The 20,727-nt window shown below is 65.3% G+C and carries 16 protein-coding genes; 3 read left to right on the forward strand and 13 right to left on the reverse strand.

The annotated features are described in order from the left end of the window. Positions 1-10: 10 nt before the first annotated feature. The 3 genes from mdh to citZ form a co-directional block, all read right to left on the reverse strand. Positions 11-961 carry a malate dehydrogenase gene (gene mdh / locus HGI30_RS16395; RefSeq protein WP_168908542.1) on the reverse strand — a complete coding sequence of 317 codons (951 nt, stop codon included), beginning with the start codon at positions 959-961 and terminating at the stop codon, positions 11-13. 154 nt (positions 962-1,115) lie between these two features. Then, positions 1,116-2,411: an NADP-dependent isocitrate dehydrogenase gene (gene icd, locus HGI30_RS16400; RefSeq protein ID WP_168908543.1), complete on the reverse strand. Its 1,296-nt coding sequence runs from the start codon at positions 2,409-2,411 to the stop codon at positions 1,116-1,118. 127 nt (positions 2,412-2,538) lie between these two features. Next, entirely contained in the window at positions 2,539-3,651 is a 1,113-nt protein-coding gene (gene citZ / locus HGI30_RS16405; RefSeq protein WP_168908544.1) for a citrate synthase, read from the reverse strand. A 344-nt stretch (positions 3,652-3,995) separates the two neighbouring features. On the opposite strand from citZ, the gene HGI30_RS16410 reads away from it, so the two are divergent. Then, a complete protein-coding gene (locus tag HGI30_RS16410) occupies positions 3,996-5,546 on the forward strand; it encodes a Ppx/GppA phosphatase family protein (protein WP_168908545.1) in 1,551 nt (516 codons plus the stop codon). Between the two features lie 99 nt (positions 5,547-5,645). Here HGI30_RS16410 and ppk1 read toward each other — a convergent pair whose 3' ends face one another. The 3 genes from ppk1 to HGI30_RS16425 all read right to left on the reverse strand — a co-directional run bounded on the left by ppk1 (position 5,646) and on the right by HGI30_RS16425 (position 8,831). Continuing rightward, entirely contained in the window at positions 5,646-7,733 is a 2,088-nt protein-coding gene (gene ppk1, locus HGI30_RS16415; RefSeq protein ID WP_168908546.1) for a polyphosphate kinase 1, read from the reverse strand. 130 nt (positions 7,734-7,863) lie between these two features. Next, on the reverse strand, positions 7,864-8,310 hold the full coding sequence (locus HGI30_RS16420) for an FxsA family protein (RefSeq protein ID WP_235680161.1): 447 nt from the start codon (positions 8,308-8,310) through the stop codon (positions 7,864-7,866). Then, positions 8,307-8,831, reverse strand: coding sequence for an acyl-CoA thioesterase (locus HGI30_RS16425; RefSeq protein ID WP_168908547.1), 525 nt, complete (start codon positions 8,829-8,831; stop codon positions 8,307-8,309). The genes HGI30_RS16420 and HGI30_RS16425 overlap by 4 nt, the downstream gene beginning before the upstream one ends. Before the next feature lie 155 nt (positions 8,832-8,986). Here HGI30_RS16425 and HGI30_RS16430 point away from each other — a divergent pair, with 155 nt between their 5' ends. Beyond that, positions 8,987-9,370, forward strand: coding sequence for a winged helix-turn-helix transcriptional regulator (locus tag HGI30_RS16430; protein WP_168908548.1), 384 nt, complete (start codon positions 8,987-8,989; stop codon positions 9,368-9,370). 67 nt (positions 9,371-9,437) lie between these two features. Here the strand turns inward: HGI30_RS16430 and HGI30_RS16435 are convergent, their stop codons facing one another. The 6 genes from HGI30_RS16435 to HGI30_RS16460 all read right to left on the reverse strand — a co-directional run bounded on the left by HGI30_RS16435 (position 9,438) and on the right by HGI30_RS16460 (position 15,643). Then, on the reverse strand, positions 9,438-10,502 hold the full coding sequence (locus HGI30_RS16435) for an SDR family oxidoreductase (protein WP_168908549.1): 1,065 nt from the start codon (positions 10,500-10,502) through the stop codon (positions 9,438-9,440). A gap of 204 nt (positions 10,503-10,706) precedes the next feature. Beyond that, entirely contained in the window at positions 10,707-12,461 is a 1,755-nt protein-coding gene (pyk, locus tag HGI30_RS16440) for a pyruvate kinase (protein ID WP_168908550.1), read from the reverse strand. A gap of 239 nt (positions 12,462-12,700) precedes the next feature. Further along, a complete protein-coding gene (locus tag HGI30_RS16445) occupies positions 12,701-13,795 on the reverse strand; it encodes an acetyl-CoA carboxylase carboxyltransferase subunit alpha (RefSeq protein ID WP_168908551.1) in 1,095 nt (364 codons plus the stop codon). Next, on the reverse strand, positions 13,785-14,675 hold the full coding sequence (gene accD, locus HGI30_RS16450) for an acetyl-CoA carboxylase, carboxyltransferase subunit beta (RefSeq protein ID WP_168908552.1): 891 nt from the start codon (positions 14,673-14,675) through the stop codon (positions 13,785-13,787). The genes HGI30_RS16445 and accD overlap by 11 nt, the downstream gene beginning before the upstream one ends. A 42-nt stretch (positions 14,676-14,717) precedes the next feature. Further along, positions 14,718-14,906 (reverse strand): glutamate decarboxylase, encoded by a 189-nt coding sequence (locus HGI30_RS16455; RefSeq protein WP_168908553.1) that lies wholly within the window; start codon positions 14,904-14,906, stop codon positions 14,718-14,720. A 236-nt stretch (positions 14,907-15,142) separates the two neighbouring features. Beyond that, positions 15,143-15,643 carry a phosphatidylglycerophosphatase A family protein gene (locus HGI30_RS16460; protein ID WP_168908554.1) on the reverse strand — a complete coding sequence of 167 codons (501 nt, stop codon included), beginning with the start codon at positions 15,641-15,643 and terminating at the stop codon, positions 15,143-15,145. 302 nt (positions 15,644-15,945) lie between these two features. On the opposite strand from HGI30_RS16460, the gene HGI30_RS16465 reads away from it, so the two are divergent. After that, positions 15,946-16,722, forward strand: coding sequence for an MBL fold metallo-hydrolase (locus HGI30_RS16465; RefSeq protein ID WP_235680162.1), 777 nt, complete (start codon positions 15,946-15,948; stop codon positions 16,720-16,722). Between the two features lie 178 nt (positions 16,723-16,900). On the opposite strand, the gene HGI30_RS16470 is transcribed toward HGI30_RS16465, so the two are convergent. Further along, positions 16,901-20,713 carry a DNA polymerase III subunit alpha gene (locus HGI30_RS16470; RefSeq protein ID WP_168908556.1) on the reverse strand — a complete coding sequence of 1,271 codons (3,813 nt, stop codon included), beginning with the start codon at positions 20,711-20,713 and terminating at the stop codon, positions 16,901-16,903. Between the last annotated feature and the right edge of the window lie 14 nt (positions 20,714-20,727).

The following is a 20,727-nucleotide window of genomic DNA, read 5'->3' on the forward strand; positions in this document are numbered from 1 at the left end:
TCCGTCTCCCTCAGCCTTGCGGCGCCGCGACCAGCTTGACGACCGCGCGCACCGACTCGGCCGAGCGGTCCAGCGCCGCCTGCTCCTGCGGCGTCAGCTCCAGCTCGAACACCTTCTCGATGCCGTCGCCGCCGAGAATCGCGGGCACGCCGAGGAACAGATCGTCGTAGCCGTATTCGCCTTGCAGCAGCGCGATGACCGGCAGGACGCGCTTCTTGTCCTTCAGGATCGCCTCGGCCATCTGCACGAGCGACGCCGCCGGCGCGTAGTAGGCGCTGCCGTTGCCGAGCAGGCCGACGATCTCGCCGCCGCCGACGCGCGTACGCTGCACGATCGCCTCGATGCGGTCCGCCGGGATGAGGGTCTCGATCGGGATGCCGCCGACGTTGGAATACCGCACGAGCGGCACCATGTCGTCGCCGTGGCCGCCGAGCACGAAGCCGCGCACGTCCTCGACCGACACGTTCAGCTCCTGCGCGATGAACGTGCAGTAGCGGGCCGTGTCGAGCACGCCGGACTGGCCGATGACGCGGTTCTTCGGGAAGCCGAGCGTCTGGTAGGCGACATAGGTCATGGCGTCGACCGGGTTGGACAGCAGGATGACATAGGCGTCCGGGCTTGTCGTCTTGACGCTCTCGCAGACGGAGCGGACGATGCCGGCATTGACGGCGACGAGATCGTCGCGGCTCATGCCTGGCTTGCGCGCGATGCCCGCCGTGATGATGACGATGTCCGAGCCTTGCGTATCCGCATAATCCGACGTGCCCGTGATGCGGGCGTCGAAGCCCTGCACCGGCGAAGCCTCCAGCATGTCGAGCGCCTTGCCCTTCGTCGGGTTCTCCAACTGCGGGATGTCGACCAGCACGACGTCTCCGAGTTCCTTTTGGGCGAGCATGAGCGCCGTCGTCGCTCCCGTGAAGCCTGCTCCTACGACCGTAATCTTCTTGCGTGCGATTGCCATATGGATTCCTCCCGGTTGATGGAAATGTGCAGCATCGGATTCGAACATCTGGATCAGCAACGGCCCCAAGCTGTCCGGCATCGCGTTGGGCCGGCTCCGCTGCGGAAGACGCGGATGAAGAACAGAAGAGCCCGCCGGAGCGGACTCTTAGGATTTACATGTTGGCGATGACTTGATCCGCGAACTCGGAGCACTTCACTTCTTTGGCGCCTTCCATCAGGCGGGCAAAGTCGTAGGTGACCGTCTTGTTGTTGATCGACGTCTCCATGCCTTTGTAGATCAGGTCGGCCGCTTCCTGCCAGCCCAGATGCTCGAGCATCATGACGCCGGAGAGGATGACGGAGCCCGGGTTCACCACGTCTTTGTCGGCATATTTCGGAGCCGTGCCGTGGGTCGCCTCGAAGATCGCGTGGCCGGTGAGGTAGTTGATGTTGGCGCCCGGCGCGATGCCGATTCCGCCGACTTGAGCCGCCAGGGCGTCGGACAGGTAGTCGCCGTTCAGGTTCAGCGTCGCGATGACGTCGAAGTCCGTCGGACGGGTCAGCACCTGCTGCAGCGCGATGTCGGCGATGGCGTCCTTCACGAGGATCTTGCCAGCCGCCAGCGCTTCGTCTTGAGCCTTGTTGGCCGCATCCGTGCCTTGCTCGTCCTTGATGCGGTCATATTGGCCCCACGTGAACACCTTGTCGCCGAATTCGGCTTCCGCCACTTCGTAGCCCCAGTTCTTGAAGGCGCCCTCGGTGAACTTCATGATGTTGCCTTTGTGGACCAGCGTGACCGACTTGCGGCCGTGCTCGATCGCGTACTCGATCGCGGCGCGCACGAGGCGCTTGGAGCCCTCGGCCGATACCGGCTTGATGCCGATGCCGGACGTTTCCGGGAAGCGGATCTTGTTGACGCCCATCTCGTTCTGCAGGAAGGAGAGGACCTTCTTGACCGCCTCCGAGCCTTCTTGGTACTCGATGCCGGCGTAGATGTCCTCGGTGTTCTCGCGGAAGATGACCATGTTGACCAGCTCCGGACGCTTCACCGGGGAAGGCACGCCGTCGAAGTAGCGCACAGGGCGCAGGCAGACGTACAGGTCGAGCTCTTGGCGAAGCGCTACGTTCAGGGAACGGATGCCGCCGCCGATCGGGGTCGTCAGCGGGCCTTTGATCGCGACGATGTACTCGCGGATCGCCGTCAGCGTGTCGGCCGGCAGCCACTCGCCGTATTGGTTGAACGCTTTTTCGCCGGCGAATACTTCGTACCAGGCGATCTTCTTCTCGCCGCTGTAGGCTTTCTCTACGGCAGCGTCAAGGACGCGCTTGGAGGCGCGCCAGATGTCGCGGCCCGTGCCGTCGCCTTCGATGAAGGGAACGATCGGGTTGTTCGGAACGTTCAGCTTGCCGTTTTCAATCGTGATCTGCTCGCCTTCGGTCGGAAGGGCGAATTTTTCGAGTTGTGCCATTGGGGATGATTCCTCCTCTTGGTATGAAGATGATGCGGGTCCCTGCGCCGCCGAGCGGCTGGGACGGGACAGGCTGCGCGCGCAGCCGAATCCCCCCGGACGGATGCCGGGGGGAGGAGATCGGCGCTTAGCGCTGCTCGATCGGAATGAACTTGGCGCTCGTAGGACCCGTATACTCCGCGCGCGGGCGGATCAGACGGTTATTATCGTACTGCTCCAGGATATGCGCTGTCCAGCCCGACAGGCGGCTGATGGCGAAGATCGGGGTGAACAGGTCGCGCTTGATGCCGAGCGTCGTGTAGACGGAAGCGGAGTAGAAGTCGACGTTCGGCTTCAGTCCTTTTTGTCCCGTCACGATCTCTTCGATCTGCACGCTCATGCGGTACAGGTCGAGGTTGCCCTTCAGCTTGCCGAGCTCCTCGGACATCTTCTGCAGATGCTTGGCGCGCGGATCGCCGTTTTTGTAGACGCGGTGGCCGAAGCCCATGATCTTTTCTTTATTGGCGAGCTTCTCGTTGATGACGGATTCGACACGGTCGGGCGATCCGATCTCTTCGAGCATGACCATGACGGCCTCGTTGGCGCCGCCGTGCAGCGGGCCCTTGAGCGCGCCGATCGCGGAGACGACGCCGGAGTAGATGTCCGACAGCGTCGCGACGGTGACGCGGCCGGCGAACGTGGAGGCGTTGAGCTCATGGTCGGCATGCAGCACGAGCGCCTGGTCGAGGGCTTTGACCGCTACATCGTCCGGAGTCTCGCCGGTAAGCATGTAGAGGAAGTTCGCCGCGACGGACAGGCCGGCCTTGGGAGCGATCGGCTCCTGGCCGCTGCGGATGCGGTCGAAAGCGGCGATGACCGTCGGCAGCTGCGCCTGCAGGCGGATCGCCTTGTCCACGTTGGCTTCGCGGCTCATGTCCTGCGCCGCCGGATCGTACAGCGCCAGGGCGGAGACGGCGGTGCGGAGCGCCGCCATCGAGTTGGCGTCCTGCGGGTACAGGCGGATCGCGTCGATCACCTCGGCCGGGATCGCAGCGGAAGCGCTCAGCTTGGCCTTCAGCTCCTCGAGCTCGGATGCCGTAGGGAGCTTGCCGTACCAGAGCAGGTAGGCGACTTCTTCGAACGTAGCGCCTTCGGCCAGCTCGTCGATGTTGATGCCGCGATAGGTCAGCACTCCGTCGATGATGGAGCTGATGGACGAGGTCGTGGCGACGATGCCTTCGAGACCTTTGGTAGCTGTCATTGAACTCTCTCCTTTGTCTTCGGCGCGCGATAGGAAGCGGCCGGTAATGGACTGTCAACATCAGGCCGCGGAAAAAGGCTTGCACCGCCTTTGACAGCGCATTCACGCCTGCGGGTCCCGCAGGCAGGAACAGCGGATGTCAAGGATGGGCAAATCGGCGACCGCAGCAATCCTTTTTATCATAAAGTATTTTCATAATGAATCCAACCGATTGAAGATAAAAATGCTTTATCGCCTTCATAGATTTTAGTTGTCGGCCGTTTGAAGGTTCGCGGTCCGGGATGGTAAACTGGTGAAATCACGTTTTCGCCAAGCCCTACTCCGAGGAAAGGGGAACGCCCTCCATGAACGATCAACGCATCGGCATCATCGACATCGGCTCCAACTCCATCCGCCTCGTCGTCTACGAGGCGACGGCTGGCGGCGCTCAGCGCGTCATCGACGGCAGCAAGCGGCCGGCGAGGCTCAGCCAGAGGATCACCGCCGACGGCCGCATCGACGAGGAGACGATCGTCGAGCTCGCCGAGACGCTGAGCCACTTCCGCATGCTCTGCGCGCATCACCGCACGAGCGCCGTGCGGGCGGTCGCGACGGCCGCGCTGCGCAATGCCGTCAACGGCGCCGAGGTGCTGGCCCGGCTGAGCGCCGAGTCCGGTCTCGACATCGAGCTGCTGCCCGGCGAGGAGGAGGCCGGCTACGGCTTCCTCGGCATGGTCAATACGATGGACGTGCGCGACGGCTTCCTCATCGACATCGGCGGAGGCAGCACGGAGATTTCCTTGTTCAAGGAGCGCACGCTCGTGCAGAGCGTCAGCTTCCCGTTCGGCTGCGTCAGCCTCGCCCGCAGCTATGCCGACCGCGGCATGCTCGGCGACGACGGCCTGCGCCGGCTGGAGGAGATGGCGCTGCGGGCGGCCGAGGAGCAGCCATGGCTGCGCTGGTCGCCGGGCCTGCCGCTCGTCGGCGTCGGCGGCACGATCCGCGCGCTCGCCAAGGTCCATCAGGCGGTCCGCCATTATCCTTTCCCGCAGACCCACAACTATGCCATTCCGGCCGAGGACGCCGACCGCCTGTTCGACACGCTGCGGGCGATGCCCCTGGACAAGCGACGCAAGGTTCCGGGCCTCTCCAAGGACCGCGTCGACCTGATCGTGCCCGGCCTCGCCGTGCTATGCCTGTTCCAGCGGCTGACCGGCGCATCGGAATACCGCGTCTGCGCCGCCGGGCTGCGCGATGGCCTGTTCTTCTCCGTGCAGTCGCCGGAGCGGCCGCGGCTCGACGACGTGCTGGACTACAGCGTGCGCAACACGTATGCCCTCTATCCCGAGGCGCCGCTTCCGCACGTCAACCAGGTGAACCGGCTCTCGCTGCAGCTGCTCGGGACGCTCCGCGGCTCCGCCTCCGGCCGTCCGCTGGAGCGTCTGGGCGATCGGGCGGACAAGCTGCTCGACGCCGCCTCCCTGCTGTACCGGATCGGAGCGTCGATCGATCACGCCGCCTACCCGAAGCATACGTTCTACCTGCTGACCAACTGCAGCCTGAACGGCATGTCGCATCGCGAGAACGTGCTGACCGCCGCGATCGCGGCGTTCCGCAGCCGCAGCCGCTGCAAGTCGCAGCTCGAGCCGTATGCCGCGCTGCTGGAACCCGGAGACGTCGAGGCGGCCGCGCTGCTGGGCAGCCTGCTGCAGCTCGCCGCCGCGCTCGACCGCAGCGAGACGCAGCCGATCAGCCGGCTCGAGGCGGAAGCGGCGCCAGCGTTTGAGGAAGGCCGCCTGCTGCTGATCGCCGTGCGGCCTTCCGGCTCGCTCGGACTGGAGCGGCAGGAGGTCGAGGAAGCCGGGCGCGAGTTCGCCAAGCTCTGGGGACTCCGCCCCGAGCTGTCCGTGCGCTGATCCGCTGATCCGCTGCCTTTGCCAATACAGCGCCCAAAGGGGCTGTCCTCCGTATCAAGGTCCGATTCGTCGGCCCATACGGGGACAGCCCCTTTTCCGCTACGCTTGCTCGAGGTGCGGCAGCGCTTTTTTCCAGCTGGAGATCCGCTCCGCCTGGAACTGGCTGCGCAGCGGGTCCTCGCCTTCGGCGGGCCGCATGCGCTCGTAGCCGCCGCTCGCCTGCAGCTCCCGCGCCTTGACGTTGTCCGCCAGCTGCAGGCGCAGCAGCGCGATCAGGCTGTCGCGCAGGCTGGGATCGAACACCGGGCACATCAGCTCGATGCGCCGCGTCAGGTTGCGCGTCATCCAGTCCGCGCTCGACAGGTACACTTCCTCCTCGCCGGCGTTGCGCAGGTACAGCAGGCGCGAATGCTCCAGGAAGCGGTCGACGATGCTGACGACGCGGATGTTCTCGCTGAGGCCCGGCACGCCGGGACGCAGGCAGCAGACGCCGCGCACGATGAGCTCGATGCGCACGCCGGAGCGCGACGCCTCGTACAGCTTGTCGATCATCTCCTGGTTGGAGAGCGAGTTCATCTTGGCGGCGATGTAGCCGCCCCGTCCCTCCTCGGCATGCCGCCGCTCGCGGTCGATCAGCCGGAACAGCTGCTCCGTCAGCCCGCTCGGCGCGACGCTGAACGCCTGCCATTCGTACGGCGACGAGTAGCCGGTCACCTCGTTGAACAGCGCGGACGCGTCCGCGCCGATGATCGGATGCGACGTGAACAGGCCGATGTCGGTATACGCCTTGGCCGTGCTGTCGTTGTAGTTGCCGGTGCCGACATGGACGTAGCGCCGCAGCTGGTCGGCCTCCCGCCGCACGACGAGCAGGATCTTGGCATGCGTCTTGAGGCCGACCAGGCCGTAGACGACGTGGCAGCCCGCCTTCTCCAGCTGGCGCGCCCAGGCGATGTTGCGCTCTTCGTCGAAGCGCGCCTTGAGCTCGACGACGACCGTCACCTGCTTGCCCGCCTCCGCCGCCGCGGCGAGCGCCTGCACGAGCTCGCTCTGGCCGCTGACGCGGTAGAGCGTCATCTTTATCGCCAGCACCTGCGGATCGTCCGCCGCCTGCTGGACGAACTCGGCCAGCGGCTCGAACGACTCGTACGGATGATGCAGCAGCACGTCGCGCTCGCGGATCGTATCGAAGATGAGCTCATGCTCCTCGAGCTCCCTCGGGTAGACCGGCTCGAGCTTCGGGTAGCGGAGGCTTTCCTTGCCTCCGATCGAGCCGGCGAAGCGCATCAGGAAGCTGAGGTCGAGCGGTCCGCCGATGCGCACGACATGATCGCCGATCTCCAGCTCCTCCTGCAGCAGGTCGAGGGCGTGCGGATGGAAGCCATCCGCGATCTCGAGCCGCACCGGCATGCCCCACCGCCTGCGCCGAAGCTCCTTCTCGATCTCCTCCAGCAGATCCTCGGCGCCCTCCTCGTTGAGCGTCAGGTCGGCGTTGCGGGTGAGGCGGAACGGGTGCACGGCTTCCAAGATGTAGCCGCTGAACAGCGTATGGATGAACGTACGGATGAGGTCCTCGAGCAGCACGAACTCGAGCTTCTTGCTGTTGCCGCGCACCGGCAGCGCCACGCAGCGCGGCAGGATCGACGGCACCTGCACGATCGCGAAGTACGGCTCGGCCTCCAGCTCCTCGTCCGGATCGCGCAGCAGCACGGCCAGATACAGTTCCTTCGTATGCAGGAGCGGAAAAGGACGGCTCTGGTCGACTGCCATCGGCGTCAGGACAGGAAAGACGATCGTCCGGAAATACTGCTCGACCGCCGCGGCCTGCGAGGCGTTCAAGTCGTCCATTTCGCGGATATGTATGCCTTCTCGGGCCAGCCCTCTCATGACTTCCCGATAGGTCCGGTACTGCTCGGAGACCATCTGTCCGGTCCGCTTGATGAGCCTCTTCCACAGCCCTTGCGGCGTATAGCCGGTAAAATCGATCTTCGTGTAGCCCGCCTTGAGCTGGTCCTGGATGCCCGCCATGCGGACGCTCATGAATTCATCCATGTTGCTGGACACGATGGACAGGAATTTCGCGCGCTCGAGCAGCGGCGTCGTCGGATCCTGCGCCTCTTCCAGCACCCTGCGGTTGAACTCGATCCAGCTCAGGTCGCGGTTCACATAGGGGGACATTGCTTTACTCATCGATGAAGGGCCTCCTTGTCGTTGTCCCTATTATGCAGCGCAACTGTTACTCCTATATTAAGATGCGGTAAAGGCCAGGTAAATGCCGACTCGGGCGAGAGAAGCCGCCCGCTCTCGGCCGGGGCCTCTATCAGCGGCGGCCGATGAAGATGAATCGGCCGCCGCCCGGGCCGCCGAAGCCGCCTCCGCCTCCGCGCCGCAGCAGCTTCTCCAGGAGCCGGTACAGCCGCATGCGGTAAAAGCTGCGGGTGACGGGCAGGACGAGCGTCAGGCCGACCAGGTCGCCGATCGCGCCGGGAAAGATCAGCAGCAGGCTGCCCGCCATCAGGCAAAGGCCGTTCAGCAGCGCATGCCCCGGCGGCTCGCCGAGCTCCATCTTGCGCCGCATCTCCGCCCAGGCCTTGCGTCCGTGCGTGCGCATCAGCACGGCGCCGAGCACCGCCGTTCCGGCCAGCAGCAGGAACACGCCGCCGACGCCGATCCGGCTGCCGAGCCAGGCCATCGCGACGACCTCCAGCAGCACGTAGGCCGCTCCTCCGAGCAGCATCTTCTGCACCGTTCCGAAGCCTCGGTTCATGCGCGCTCCTCCTTTCCGCCCGGCGCCATGCGCCGGATCAGCTCGTACAGCTCCGGCAGCCGCCGGTCGAGGCGCGCCGGACGGAAGCCGCGGTCCACCCACACATGGCGGGTGCCGCCCCCGGCAAGCAGCTCTCCCGGCAGCCCTTCGCCGTCCTCCCGGGCCGCGCGGACCGTCCCCTCGCCGAGCGCGGGCAGCGCCGCTTCCGCCGAGGCCGACGCCAGGCGGCGGATCTGATAGCGGAATCCGACGCGCATCGGCGTGAAGCTCTCGACCCGCGTGCAGACGACGATCGCGTCGTCATAGCGGGCCGGCTGGCGGAACTGGCTGTCCAGATCCGTCAGCGGGAGCATGAGCCCTTCCTGCTCGATCCGGCCATAAGCATATCCCTTGGAGCGGATCAGCTCCGTGCGCCCGATCTCGAACCAAGTCAAATAATTCGCATGATACACGACGCCCATCGCGTCCGTCTCCTGATATCTCACCCGCAGCGGGTAAAGCATCCATTCCGCCTGCTCCATAAGCCTTGATTGCCCCTTCCTGCCTCTATCCTTGTCCCTTTATTATCGGCTCAAATCAGGCAACTTGCAAAAAAGCGCGCCGCTCCCCCTATTGTTCCTCCTTCCGCCCTTTGTTAGCATGAAGCTATATCTCAGCGAAGCGCAGGTGAATGTGCATGGAGGCGCAAGAGCCCAAAGTATTCCGGACAGCCGTGGAGGCTGCTCTCGAAGCGATCGGCGGAAAATGGAAGCCCGTCATCCTGTTCCACCTGACGTTCGGCACGAAGAGAAACGGCCAGCTGCTCCGGCTCATCCCCGACATCACCCAGAAGGTGCTGACGCAGCAGCTGCGGGAGCTGCAGCAATCCGGCATCATCGTCCGGATCGCGTACGACGAGATTCCGCCAAGGGTGGAATACGAGCTGACTCCGTTCGGCCTGACGCTGAAGCCGCTGCTTCACTCGATGTGCCGGTGGGGCGAGTCCTACATCCGGGAAGCCTATGGAGCGAACGCGGTCGTCGTGCATGGCCCGGACAGCGGCGGCCTGGCGGAAGGATGATTCGACGCGAAAAGCCCGTGCCTTGAAGGCGCGGGCTTCGTCCGCTTGCCGGTTACGCGGACTTCGTTCAGGGGATGATGCGGCGGAGCCGGAGCTGCTCGAAAATCTGCTCGAACATCGATTCCGTATCGACGAAGTCATGGAAGCCGAGCCGTCTCGCCTTGGACCCGTCCGACAGGAAGTCATAGTCCCAGGAGAAGACGAAGTCGCCGAACGGCCAGGAAGAGACTTCGCGATAGGCATGGGGCTCCAAGCCATGCTTCTCGACGATCCGGTTCCAGACCGGCTCCTTGTCCGCCATCTCGGCTTCCAGCGACATCGGCTGCGAGGAGGGCGGCGCGGCTTCCATCCCGAAGAAGGAAGCGATGCGCGGCCACATCTCGTTCCAGCGGAACAGATCGCCGTTCGTGATGTTGAACGCCTGATTGGCGGCCCGCTCCTCGGTCGCCGCCCAGACGGTCGCCCGGGCGAGCAGTCCCGCATCGGTCATCTCCAGCAGCGTGCCGTAGGCGCCCGGCTTGCCCGGGAAGCGCAGCGGCAGGCCGAGCTCCTTGCTGATCGAGGCATACACCGCGATGACCATCGCCAGATTCATCGGATTGCCCAGAGCGAAGCCCGTCACGACGGACGGCCGCAGCGCCGACCACGTCCAGGTCTTGCCCCGCTGCTTCTCTTCCAGAAGCTGCTGCTGCGCCATGTTGAACTCATCCGCCAAAGGCCGGGCATCGCTTTCCTTCGCTGGCGTCTTGAACGGTCCCAGGTGGGCTCCATACACCTTGTAGCCCTGCATGAGGCTGACATGCCGCAGTCCCGGAGAGCCGGCCTCCACGGCCTCGACAACATGGCGGAGCATCGCGACGTTGGGCTCCACCAGCTCCGCCCACGTCGGCCGGTCCTGGTAGGCGGCATAGAACACATGCGTCACTTGGGACAGCGAGCCCAGCTTGGCCCGCGTATCGGCGGCATCGAGCAGGTCCGCAGAGACGTAGCGGATCCGCTTCGACGGCGCCATCGCGCGCCGCGCCACCCCGATCACGTCCCATTCCGGCATGGCGGCGAGATGCTCCGCCAGATTCCTTCCGATAACCCCTGCCGCTCCTACGACCAGCGCGACTTTGCGCGTATTCTCCATCTTTCCTCAGCTCCTTTGTTTCGCCTACGTTCATTATGGAGCGCGAGGAGAATCGGCGTAAGTCCGCACTTCCAGGTCACCGAGGCACCTGCAGGTGCCTGCCCTCTTTTTTTCGCGCGCGAAAAAGGCCGATCCTCTCCGGCGGGAGAGGATCGGCCTTGAAGGCTGGCTTGGCGGACCGAGCCGAAGGACCGGCTCAACTTCTTACAGGACTTTGCTTTGACCGGTATAGATGACGCCCATCTCGCCGTAGACGGTCACTTCCATGTCGTCATGCAGCAGCTCGAACGCGTTGTCGATGCCGATGACCGCCGGGATGCCCAGGTTCAGGCCGACGACGGCCGCATGGCTCGTGATGCCGCCCGATACGGTGATGATCGCCGATGCTTTCTGAATGGCCGGCATGTAGTCCTTGTCGGTCGATACCGTGACGAGGATAGAGCCTTCCTTGGTCTTGGCGATCGCTTCCTCCGGCGTGCGGGCGACGACGATCTTGCCCGTAGCGGTCTGGCTGCCGATGCCTTGGCCCTTGGCGACGAGTTCGCCGATGTGATGCACCTTGATGAGGTTCGTCGTGCCCGCGCGGCCTACCGGCACGCCGGCCGTAATGACGATCGTGTCGCCGAGCGCGACGAGGCCCGTGCCGAGCGCGCCTTCGACGGCGAAGTTGAACATCTCATCGGTCGTATCGGCGGCGATGCCCTTCGTTGGGATGACGCCCCACGTCAGGTTCAGACGGCGCATGATGCGATCGTCGGTCGTCACGGCGATGATCGGAGCCTTCGGACGGTACTTGGACACCATGCGGGCGGTATAGCCGCTCTCCGTCGACGTCACGATCGCCTTGGCCTGCAGGTCGAGGGCGGAGTTCGCCACCGCCTGGCTGATCGCCTCGGTGACGGTCGTCTGCTGCGCGATCGCCGTCTTGGTCAGGATCTCGCGATAGTCCAGCGCGGACTCGGCGCGTTCGGCGATGCGGGACATCGTCAGCACGGACTCCGTCGGGTATTTGCCTGCGGCCGTCTCGCCGGACAGCATGATCGCGTCCGTGCCGTCGAGGATGGCGTTGGCCACGTCGCTCGCTTCGGCGCGGGTCGGACGCGGATTGCGCTGCATGGAGTCGAGCATCTGCGTCGCCGTGATGACCGGCTTGCCGGCGAGGTTCGCTTTTTGGATCATCGATTTTTGCACGAGCGGCACTTCCTCGGCCGGAATCTCGACGCCGAGGTCGCCCCGCGCGACCATCAGGCCATCGGACACCTCAAGGATCTCGTCGAGGTTGTCGACGCCCTGCTGGTTCTCGATCTTGGAGATGATCTGGATGTGGCCGGCATTGTGGCGCTCCAGCAGCTCGCGGATTTCCAGCACGTCGGACGCCTTGCGCACGAAGGAGGCGGCGATGAAGTCGACGCCCTGCTCGACGCCGAACACGATGTCGCCGGCGTCTTTTTCCGTGATGCCCGGCAGGGAGATGTGCACGCCCGGAACGTTGACGCCCTTCTTGCTCTTGATCGGGCCGCTGTTGACGATCTTGCAGTTGATCTCCGTGCCCTGGATGTCCACGACGGTCAGGCCGATCAGGCCGTCGTCGATGAGGACGGTCGAGCCGATCTTCAGGTCGGCCGGCAGGTTCTTGTACGTCACCGGAATGCGGTGGCGGTCGCCGAGGATCTCTTCGGTCGTCAGCGTGATGTAGTCGTCCTGCTGCAGCTCGATCGGCTCTTCCTTCAGCTTGCCGAGACGAATCTCAGGCCCTTTGGTGTCGAGCAGGATCGCGACGGTCTTGCCGAGCTCCGCGCATGCCTGGCGGATGTTCTTGATGCGGTTGCCGTGCTCTTCGAAGTCGCCGTGCGAGAAGTTCAGGCGGGCGACGTTCATGCCGGCCAGAATCAATTTCTTTGTATTTTCCAGCGATTCGCTGGACGGTCCGATCGTACATACAATTTTCGTTTTGCGCATGGGTCATGATTCCTCCATCAGTTAGCTTGCTTGAACACTATCATTCATTCTATCACAATTGGCTCCGGCATAGACATGACTTTCCTCTCTTTACAAGACTTTCGCCCGGTAAAAAGCATGACTTTCGATTCAGAACGCATCCTGTTATACCATGAAGCTCACGTGGGAAGCAAGGCAACTTGCTTCGGAACGCGAAAAAGCGGCCGCTTGCGGCCGCTTCTTGCGAACCTGACTTTGGGTTAGTGCACTCGGGCCGACTCCGCCGCGGCAGAGGCTTCCCCAGGAGCAGCCGTCTCCGCCGCGCCGCCGGCTTCGTCCGGCTGCCCGGAGGCCTCCGGCGCTTCCAGCGGACCGTCCGGCTGCTCCGCGCCGGCCTCCGCCGCAAAAGCGAAGCGGCCGACCTTGCGGAACTTCATGTAGCGGTCCTCGATGAGCTCCTCCGGAGACATCGCGAGCAGCTCCTGCAGATGGCGCCACACCGCTTCCCGGATCGACTCCGCCTGCTGCGCGTAATCGCGATGGGCTCCGCCCTGCGGCTCCGGCACGACCTCTTCGACGATGCCGAACGACAGCAGGTCCTTGGCGGTGATCTTCATCGCCTCGGCCGCCTGGTCCGCCTTGGAGGCGTCCTTCCAGAGAATGGACGCCGCGCCGTTCGGCGAGATGACGGAGTAGATGGCGTTCTCCAGCATGAGCACGCGGTTGCCGACGCCGAGCGCCAGGGCGCCGCCGCTGCCGCCTTCGCCGATGACGACGCAGACGACCGGCACGCCGAGCAGCGCCATCTCGCGCAGGTTGCGGGCGATCGCCTCGGACTGCCCGCGCTCCTCGGCGGTATTGCCGGGATAGGCGCCCTTGGTGTCGATGAAGGTGATGATCGGACGGCGGAACTTGTCCGCCTGCTGCATGAGCCTCAGCGCCTTGCGGAAGCCCTCCGGATGGGGGCTGCCGAAGAAGCGGGCGATGTTGTCCTTGGTATCCTTGCCGCGCTGGTGGCCGATGACAGTGACCGGCATGCCGTTCAGCTTGGCGAGGCCGCCGACGATCGCCAGATCGTCCGCGAACAGCCGGTCGCCGTGCAGCTCCAGGAAGTCGGTGAAGATCGCCTGGATGAAGTCGAGCGACGTCGGCCGCTGGTGATGGCGGGCCAGATGCATCTTCTCGGCTGCGCCGAGCTCATTGTAGAGCTCCTCCTCCAGCTGGCGGCAGCGCGCCTCCAGCCGGGCGATCTCGTCGCTGAAGTCGATGCCCTTGCCTTGGCTCAGCCCCTTCAGCTCCTCGATCTTGCGCCTCAGGTCGCCAAGCGGCTTTTCGAAAGGCAGTTCACCCGCCATAACCCGTCTCCTCCTTCACGGCATGCATGTCGAGCAGACGCGTCAGCGTGGACTTCATGTCCTTGCGGTGCACGACGCGGTCGAGCTGGCCATGCTGCAGGTTGAATTCCGCGGTCTGGAAGTTGTCCGGCAGCTTCTGGCGGATCGTCTGCTCGATGACGATGCGGCCGGCGAAGCCGATGAGCGCTCCCGGCTCGGCCAGGTTGTAGTCGCCGAGCGAGGCGAAGCTCGCCGTCACGCCGCCCGTCGTCGGATCGGTCATGACGGAGATGTACAGGCCGCCCTCGCTCTGGAACTTGGCGAGCGCGGCGCTCGTCTTGGCCATCTGCATGAGGCTCAGGATGCTCTCCTGCATGCGCGCGCCGCCCGAGGTCGAGAAGATGAGCAGCGGCAGCTTGCGCAGCCGCGCCTGCTCGATCGCCCTCGTAATCTTTTCGCCGACGACGGAGCCCATGCTGCCGCTGAAGAAGTCGAAGCTCATGACGGCGACGACGACCGGGAATCCGCCGATCGCGCCCTCGCCCGTGACGACGGCGTCGTTCAGGCCCGAGTTCTTCTTCTGGGCTTCGAGCTTCGAGGCGTAGCCGGGGAATTCCAGCGGATCTTCGGAAATCATGCCGTGGTCGAATTCAGACAAACGTCCGTCATCGAGCGTCATTCCGATGCGCTCCCAGGCGCTCAGGCGGAAATGATGCCCGCAGGACGGACATACTTTGTGGTTCTTGTCCAACTCCTTGGAGAATTGGATCGCCGCGCATTTGGGACATTTGTTCATCAAGCCTTCGGGAATGTCCCGCTTCGGCCTCTCCTGCTTGTCCCCGCGTTCCCTTTCGGAAGGCACGGTGGCGTATTTTCGTTTATGGAACAGGTCCTTGAACACAAGTGACACCTCTCAAGACGCTAAGTATAGTCGGGCCGGCGATCAGGAATGGAGAATGGACGTCAGCACTTCCTGGACTTCATCCAGTTCTCCGGACGGCACGAGGATCTCGTACTGCTGCTTGGACATGTTGATGGGTCTTGTCTGGACGAGGAACCCCTCTTCGGTAAGCCTTCGTTTGATGCTCTCCGCGATCTTCGCCGTCGGCGCGATGTAGATGACCGTCCACATGAAAGGTACCTCCTGATATCCCGGAAACAGGTCACATGATCTCACAATCATAGCATAGGAGAACTTTTGCTAGCAAGAAAGGCCTAGGCCATTCCGGGTCGAAAGCCCGCCCGGGAGCGCCGCCCGGCTGACGGCCTCGCGGAGGGAAGCGGAAGCGGCCGGCCTGTCCGCCGACGTGCCGGAAAGCTCGCTGCAGGAACGATTCGCTCCCGCAGCCGCCGAATCCTGCACGCCTCTCAGGCTTTCGTGCCGTCCTCGCTATAGTCTGTCGCCCTCGGGTCCTGATGCGCGATCCGGGCCGATGCCGCCGCAGCCAGTCCGGCTACGAGATCGTCGAGAAACACGTGGATCTCGCCCGTGGACTTGTCGTTGAGCCGGCTGATGATGCCGGGCTTCACCTTGTCCAGGTAGCCGAAGCTGGTCAAGCCGATCATGCCGTACACGTGCGTGATGCCCATCGCCAGCGTCTCGTCGACGCCGTACAGCGATTCGTCCTTCTCCATGATGCGCTGCAGCGGAGCCGGCAGCAGCCGCTTCTCCGCCAGCTCGTCGAGCGCGATGCCCGTGCAGAGCACATATTGGACTTCGCGCTTGCCGAGCACCGTGCGCACGCTGTCCACACATTCTTCTATCGTGAGGTCAGGGTTATAGGGAAGCTGCAAGGAATGGACGATTTCCGCGACATCCGCTACCGTGACTCCGCGCCTCTCCAGCCAGCGCTCCAATTCAACGTTCATCCGCATTCCTCCCGCTTGGCCAAGGTGCCGGAGCTGTCCCTCCGGGGAACGGGACAGGCCCCGGCGCTTGCGCCGCAGCGCCGTCGCGCGGCGCAGGCAGCCTTAGAGGGACGCGGCCGATCCGCCCCCCTCGCGCCTGCCGACTCCGCCGCCCGAGGCGTTCCGGCTCGCAGCCTAGGGCTGCTGTGCTTCCTACTCTATGCTCCTGTCCCGCGAAATGTTCCGGAAAAATAGAGCCTGAAAGAGGCCGAGGCTGACCGGAAGCCGATCCGGACATGCTAAGGTCAAGGAGGATGATTGCCATGCCGCAACTGCCGGAAGATTTGACTTTGAAACGAACGCTGATCGCCAATATCGCGATGATCGGCAAGCCGGGAAGCGGGGAATGGACGCTGGTCGACGCCGGCATCGCCGGCTTCGCGCGGGCGATCGCCGACGCCGCAGAGGAGCGCTTCGGCGCCGCCGCGCCGAAAGCAATCGTGCTTACGCATGCCCATTTCGACCATGTCGGCTCGCTGGAGAAGCTGCTTGAGCTATGGGACGTGCCCGTATACGCTCACGAGCAGGAGCTGCCTTATCTGCAGGGCGAGCGGAACTACCCTCCGCCCGACGCCGATGCGGGCGGAGGCTTGATGACGCTGCTCTCGCCGCTGTACCCGCGGGAAGCGCTGCAGCTCGGCGGCAAGGTGAAGCCGCTGCCGGAAGACGGGAGCGTCCCCGGCCTCCCTGAATGGAAATGGATCGGCACGCCTGGCCATACGCCGGGACATGTCTCGCTGTTCCGCGAGCGTGACCGCGCGCTGATCGCGGGCGACGCCTTCATCACCGTCAAGCAGGAATCCGCCTGGGCCGTGCTCGTGCAGGAGCAGGAAATTCACGGCCCGCCGATGTACTTTACGCCGGACTGGGCGACGGCCAAAGCATCCGTTCGACGCCTGGAGGCGCTTCGTCCCGAATTCGCGCTCGCCGGCCACGGCGCTCCGATGGACGGCGAGAGGCTGCGCGCCGGACTGGCCGAGCTGGCGGAGCGCTTCGACGAGATGGCCGTTCCGCCGGACCGGAGGCCGGCGCAGCGATAGAGGGAGCCGGAGCGAAGCGTAGGCTGCGCAAGGTTTTTCCGCGTGTAGCCCTCTGCTCCCATGGAAGCGCAGGACGCGCACGGAAACAATGAAAAAAACCGTCTTGGCCACGGCCAGGACGGTTGAAAAGGAAGAGGAGCTGGGCCGATGCGCGTCGACGACGGGCGCCAGGCTCCGGCTACTTCACGACGGCGCAGCCTTGGCCGAGCAGCTGCTCGATGCGCTCGATCAGCTCCGGCGATGGCTTGACGCGGTAGCGCTCGCTCAGCGCCATCGTGCGGGACTCCCGCTCATAAAAGAGCACGGTGCCGAGCGGTCCCGCATGCTCCCCGATGAGCGCCTTGAGCCGCTCCAGGACGGCGGGAGTCTCCCGATCCGCCGTGATCTTGAGATACAGCCGCTGCGCGGCGGCGGCAGAGCGCTCCGGCGCGGAAGCAGCCGGACGTCCCGAAGGAGCGCCTGCCGCCTGCGCTCCGACGGAGCGCCTCGCGGGCGGCGAAGCTCCGCCTGCAGCTGGCGGCGGCGTCCCGACGGGGCCGCCGGCTCGCGGGGCGGCCTCGCCGGCGCCTGCCGCCTGCGCTCCGACGGAGCGCCTCGGCGGCGGCGAAGCTCCGCCTGCGGCTGGCGGCGGAGCCGCGCCCGGGGCTCTGCTCCCGGGCCCCGGCGCGCCGCTGCCGCCGCCGGAGCGCGAGCGGCGCCCGCGCGCCTGGCGGCGGAGCCGCTCGACCCCGGAGTGCAGCTCGGGGTCGGCCAGGGGGACGAGGTCATCGACGATCAGCTTGATGTCCTCGTCTCCCCGCTGCACGGAGGCCTGCAGCACGGCGAGGCCTCCGGCGGACACCTTGTCCGCGAGCTTTTCCCACGCGGACGGGAAGAACACCGCTTCGACGCGCGCGATGCGGTCCTCCACCTCGGCGAACGCCATCGGCTGGCCTTTGCGGGTCCGCAGCGTCTTCAGCGACACGATGCGGACGGCAAGCACGCCGGACGCGCCCTCCGCCGCTTCCTCCAGCTCGACAAGCCGGTCGAGGCCGAGCTCGGCCAGCTGCTCCTCCGCCGCATCCAGCGGATGGCCGGACAGATAAAGCCCGAGCAGCTCGCGCTCGAGCTCGAGCAGCTGGGTCTGCGAGTAAGGCTCGACCTGAGGCAGCTCGATGTCCCAGTTCTGCACCTCTTCAAAGCCGAACAGCTCGATCTGCAGCTCCTCGCGCTCCTTGCGCCATTTTTGCGCCGCTTCGACGGATTCGTCCAGCGCGGCCAGCTGCTGCGCCCGATGGCCCGGCAGCGACTCCAGCGCCCCGGCGCCGATCAGGCTCTCCAGCACGCGCTTGTTGACGACGCGCAGGTCGACGCGCCGGCACAGATCGATGAGGCTGGCGAACGGCCGAACCGCCGCCTCGCGCCGGATCGACTCGATCGCCTGCGTGCCGACGTTCTTGATGCTGGCGAGGCCGAAGCGCACCGCCTGTCCCTCGGGGCTGAACGTGACCGAGCTGCGGTTCACGTCCGGCGGCAGCACCTCGATGCCCATCCGGCGGCACTCGTCGATGTACTCGCCGGTCTTGCGCTGGTTGCCGGTGACCGAGGCGAGCATCGACGCCATGAAGGCGACCGGATGATGCCGCTTGAGCCAAGCCGTCTGGAACGCGAGCACGCCGTAGGCGGCCGCGTGGGCCCTCGGGAAGCCGTAGTCGGCGAAGCGCAGGATCATGTCGTAGACCCGGTCCGCCTCTTCCTCCGCGTAGCCTTGGCCGAGCGAGCCCCGCACGAAGGCGGCGCGCTGCTCGTCGAGAATCTCCCGCTTCTTCTTGGACACGGCGCGCCGCAAGAGGTCCGCCTCGCCCAAGGTGAAGCCGGCCATCGAGGAGGCGATCTGCATGATCTGCTCCTGATAGACGATGATGCCGTACGTATCCTTGAGGATCGGCTCCAGCGACGGATGCGGGTATTCGACGCGCTCCGTGCCGTGCTTGCCCGCGATGAAGCGGGGGATGAACTCCATCGGACCCGGCCGGTAGAGCGCGAGCACGGACACGATGTCCTCGAAGCCGCTCGGCCGCAGCTCCCGCAGCACGCGCCTCATGCCCGCGGACTCCAGCTGGAAGATGCCGGTCGTGTCCCCTCGTCCGAGCATCTCGTACGTCGCCGAATCATCGTCCGGCACCTCGCGGAAGTCGACCGTGCCGCCGTCCGGACGGCGGATCCAATCGAGCGTCCGCTCCAGGATCGAGAGCGTGCGCAGGCCGAGGAAGTCCATCTTGAGCAGGCCGACGGCCTCGACGTTCTCCATCGAGTACTGCGTCAGCGCGGCCGCCTCCGAGCCGCCCTGCAGCGGCACGTAGTCCGTGAGCGGACGGCCCGAGATGACGACGCCGGCCGCATGGGTGGAAGCATGCCGGGGCATGCCCTCGACCTTGAGCGCGGTCGCGATCAGCTCGCGCGTCCCCTCCCGCTCGCTGTATTCCCGCAGCTGCGGCACCGAGGCGATCGCCGACTCCAGCGTCGTGCCCGGATGGCCGGGGATGAGCTTGGCGACGCGGTCGATGTCGCCCGGCGGCACGTCGAGCGCGCGCCCGACGTCGCGCACGGCGGCCTTGGCCGCCAGCGTGCCGAACGTGATGATCTGCGCGACATGGTCGGAGCCGTACTTGCGGCTCACATAGGCGATCACCTCGTCGCGGCGCTCGTCGTTGAAGTCGATGTCGATATCCGGCATGCTGATGCGCTCCGGATTGAGGAAGCGCTCGAACAGCAGCCGGTGCTTGAGCGGATCGACGTCGGTGATGCGAAGGCAGTAGGCGACGAGGCTGCCTGCCGACGAGCCGCGGCCCGGTCCCGTGCGGATGCCCTGCTCATGCGCGTAGCGGATGAAGTCCCAGACGATGAGGAAGTAGTCGCTGAAGCCCATCCGCTCGATGACGCCGAGCTCGTAGCGCAGCCGCTCCTCCGCCTCTCGCAGCGTCGCTCCCGCGTCTCGCCAGGCAGCGCCATGCCCGCCATGCCCGCCATGCCCGTCCGCCGCTGCCGGCCGTCCGCTCTCCTCCAGGCTGCCGTACCGCTCCCTCATGCCGGCCTGGCAGAGCCGCTCCAGGTATTGAGCGGCGCTCAGCCCGTCCGGCAGCGGACGGTACTCCGGCAGCGCGTGCACGCCGAGCTCCAGCTCCAGCCGGCAGCTGTCGGCGATGCGGACCGTATTGAGCAGCGCCTCGGGCAGATGCGGGAACAGCCGCTCCATCTCCTCGGCGCTCTTCAAGTACATCCCGTCCCCGTGCATGTGCAGGCGGTCGGGATCGTTCACGCTCTTGCCGGTGCCGATGCAGATGAGCACGTCCTGCACGGCCGCGTCCTCCTGCCGCAGGTAGTGCACGTCGTTCGTCGCCGCCAGCGGGATGCCGGTCTCCTCGGAGAGGGCGATCATGCCCGCGATGACTTTTTTCTGCTCGGCCATGCCGTGGTCCTGGATCTCCAGATAGAAGCGGTCGCCGAACGACTCCCGGTACCGCAGCGCGGCTCGCCTCGCCTCCTCCGGACGGTCGTGCAGCAGATGCTGCGACACTTCGCCGGCCAGACAGGCGCTCAGGCAGACGAGTCCCTCCGCGTGCTCCCGCAAGACGTCGTGGTCGATGCGCGGCTTGTAGTGGAAGCCCTCGAGATGGGCGATGCTGCTCAGCTTCATCAAGTTGCGGTAGCCGGCCATGTTCTGCGCGAGCAGGATCAGATGGTAGATCGGGTTGTCCTTGCGGGTCCCCTTGTCCGTCCGCGAGCCGCCCGCCAGATACATCTCGCAGCCGATGATCGGCTTGATGCCCTGCTTGACGCACTCCTTGTAAAAGGGCACCGCCCCGTACATGACGCCGTGGTCGGTCAGCGCCAGCGAGCCCATCCCGAGCTCCGCGGCCCTAGCCGTCAGATCGCGGATTCGCGCCGCTCCGTCCAGCAAGCTGTATTCGCTGTGCACATGCAAGTGCACGAATCGTCCGCCCGCGCTCATCGCGCCCCCTCCTT

The organism is Paenibacillus albicereus (genome assembly GCF_012676905.1).
Lineage (GTDB): Bacteria > Bacillota > Bacilli > Paenibacillales > Paenibacillaceae > Paenibacillus_O > Paenibacillus_O albicereus.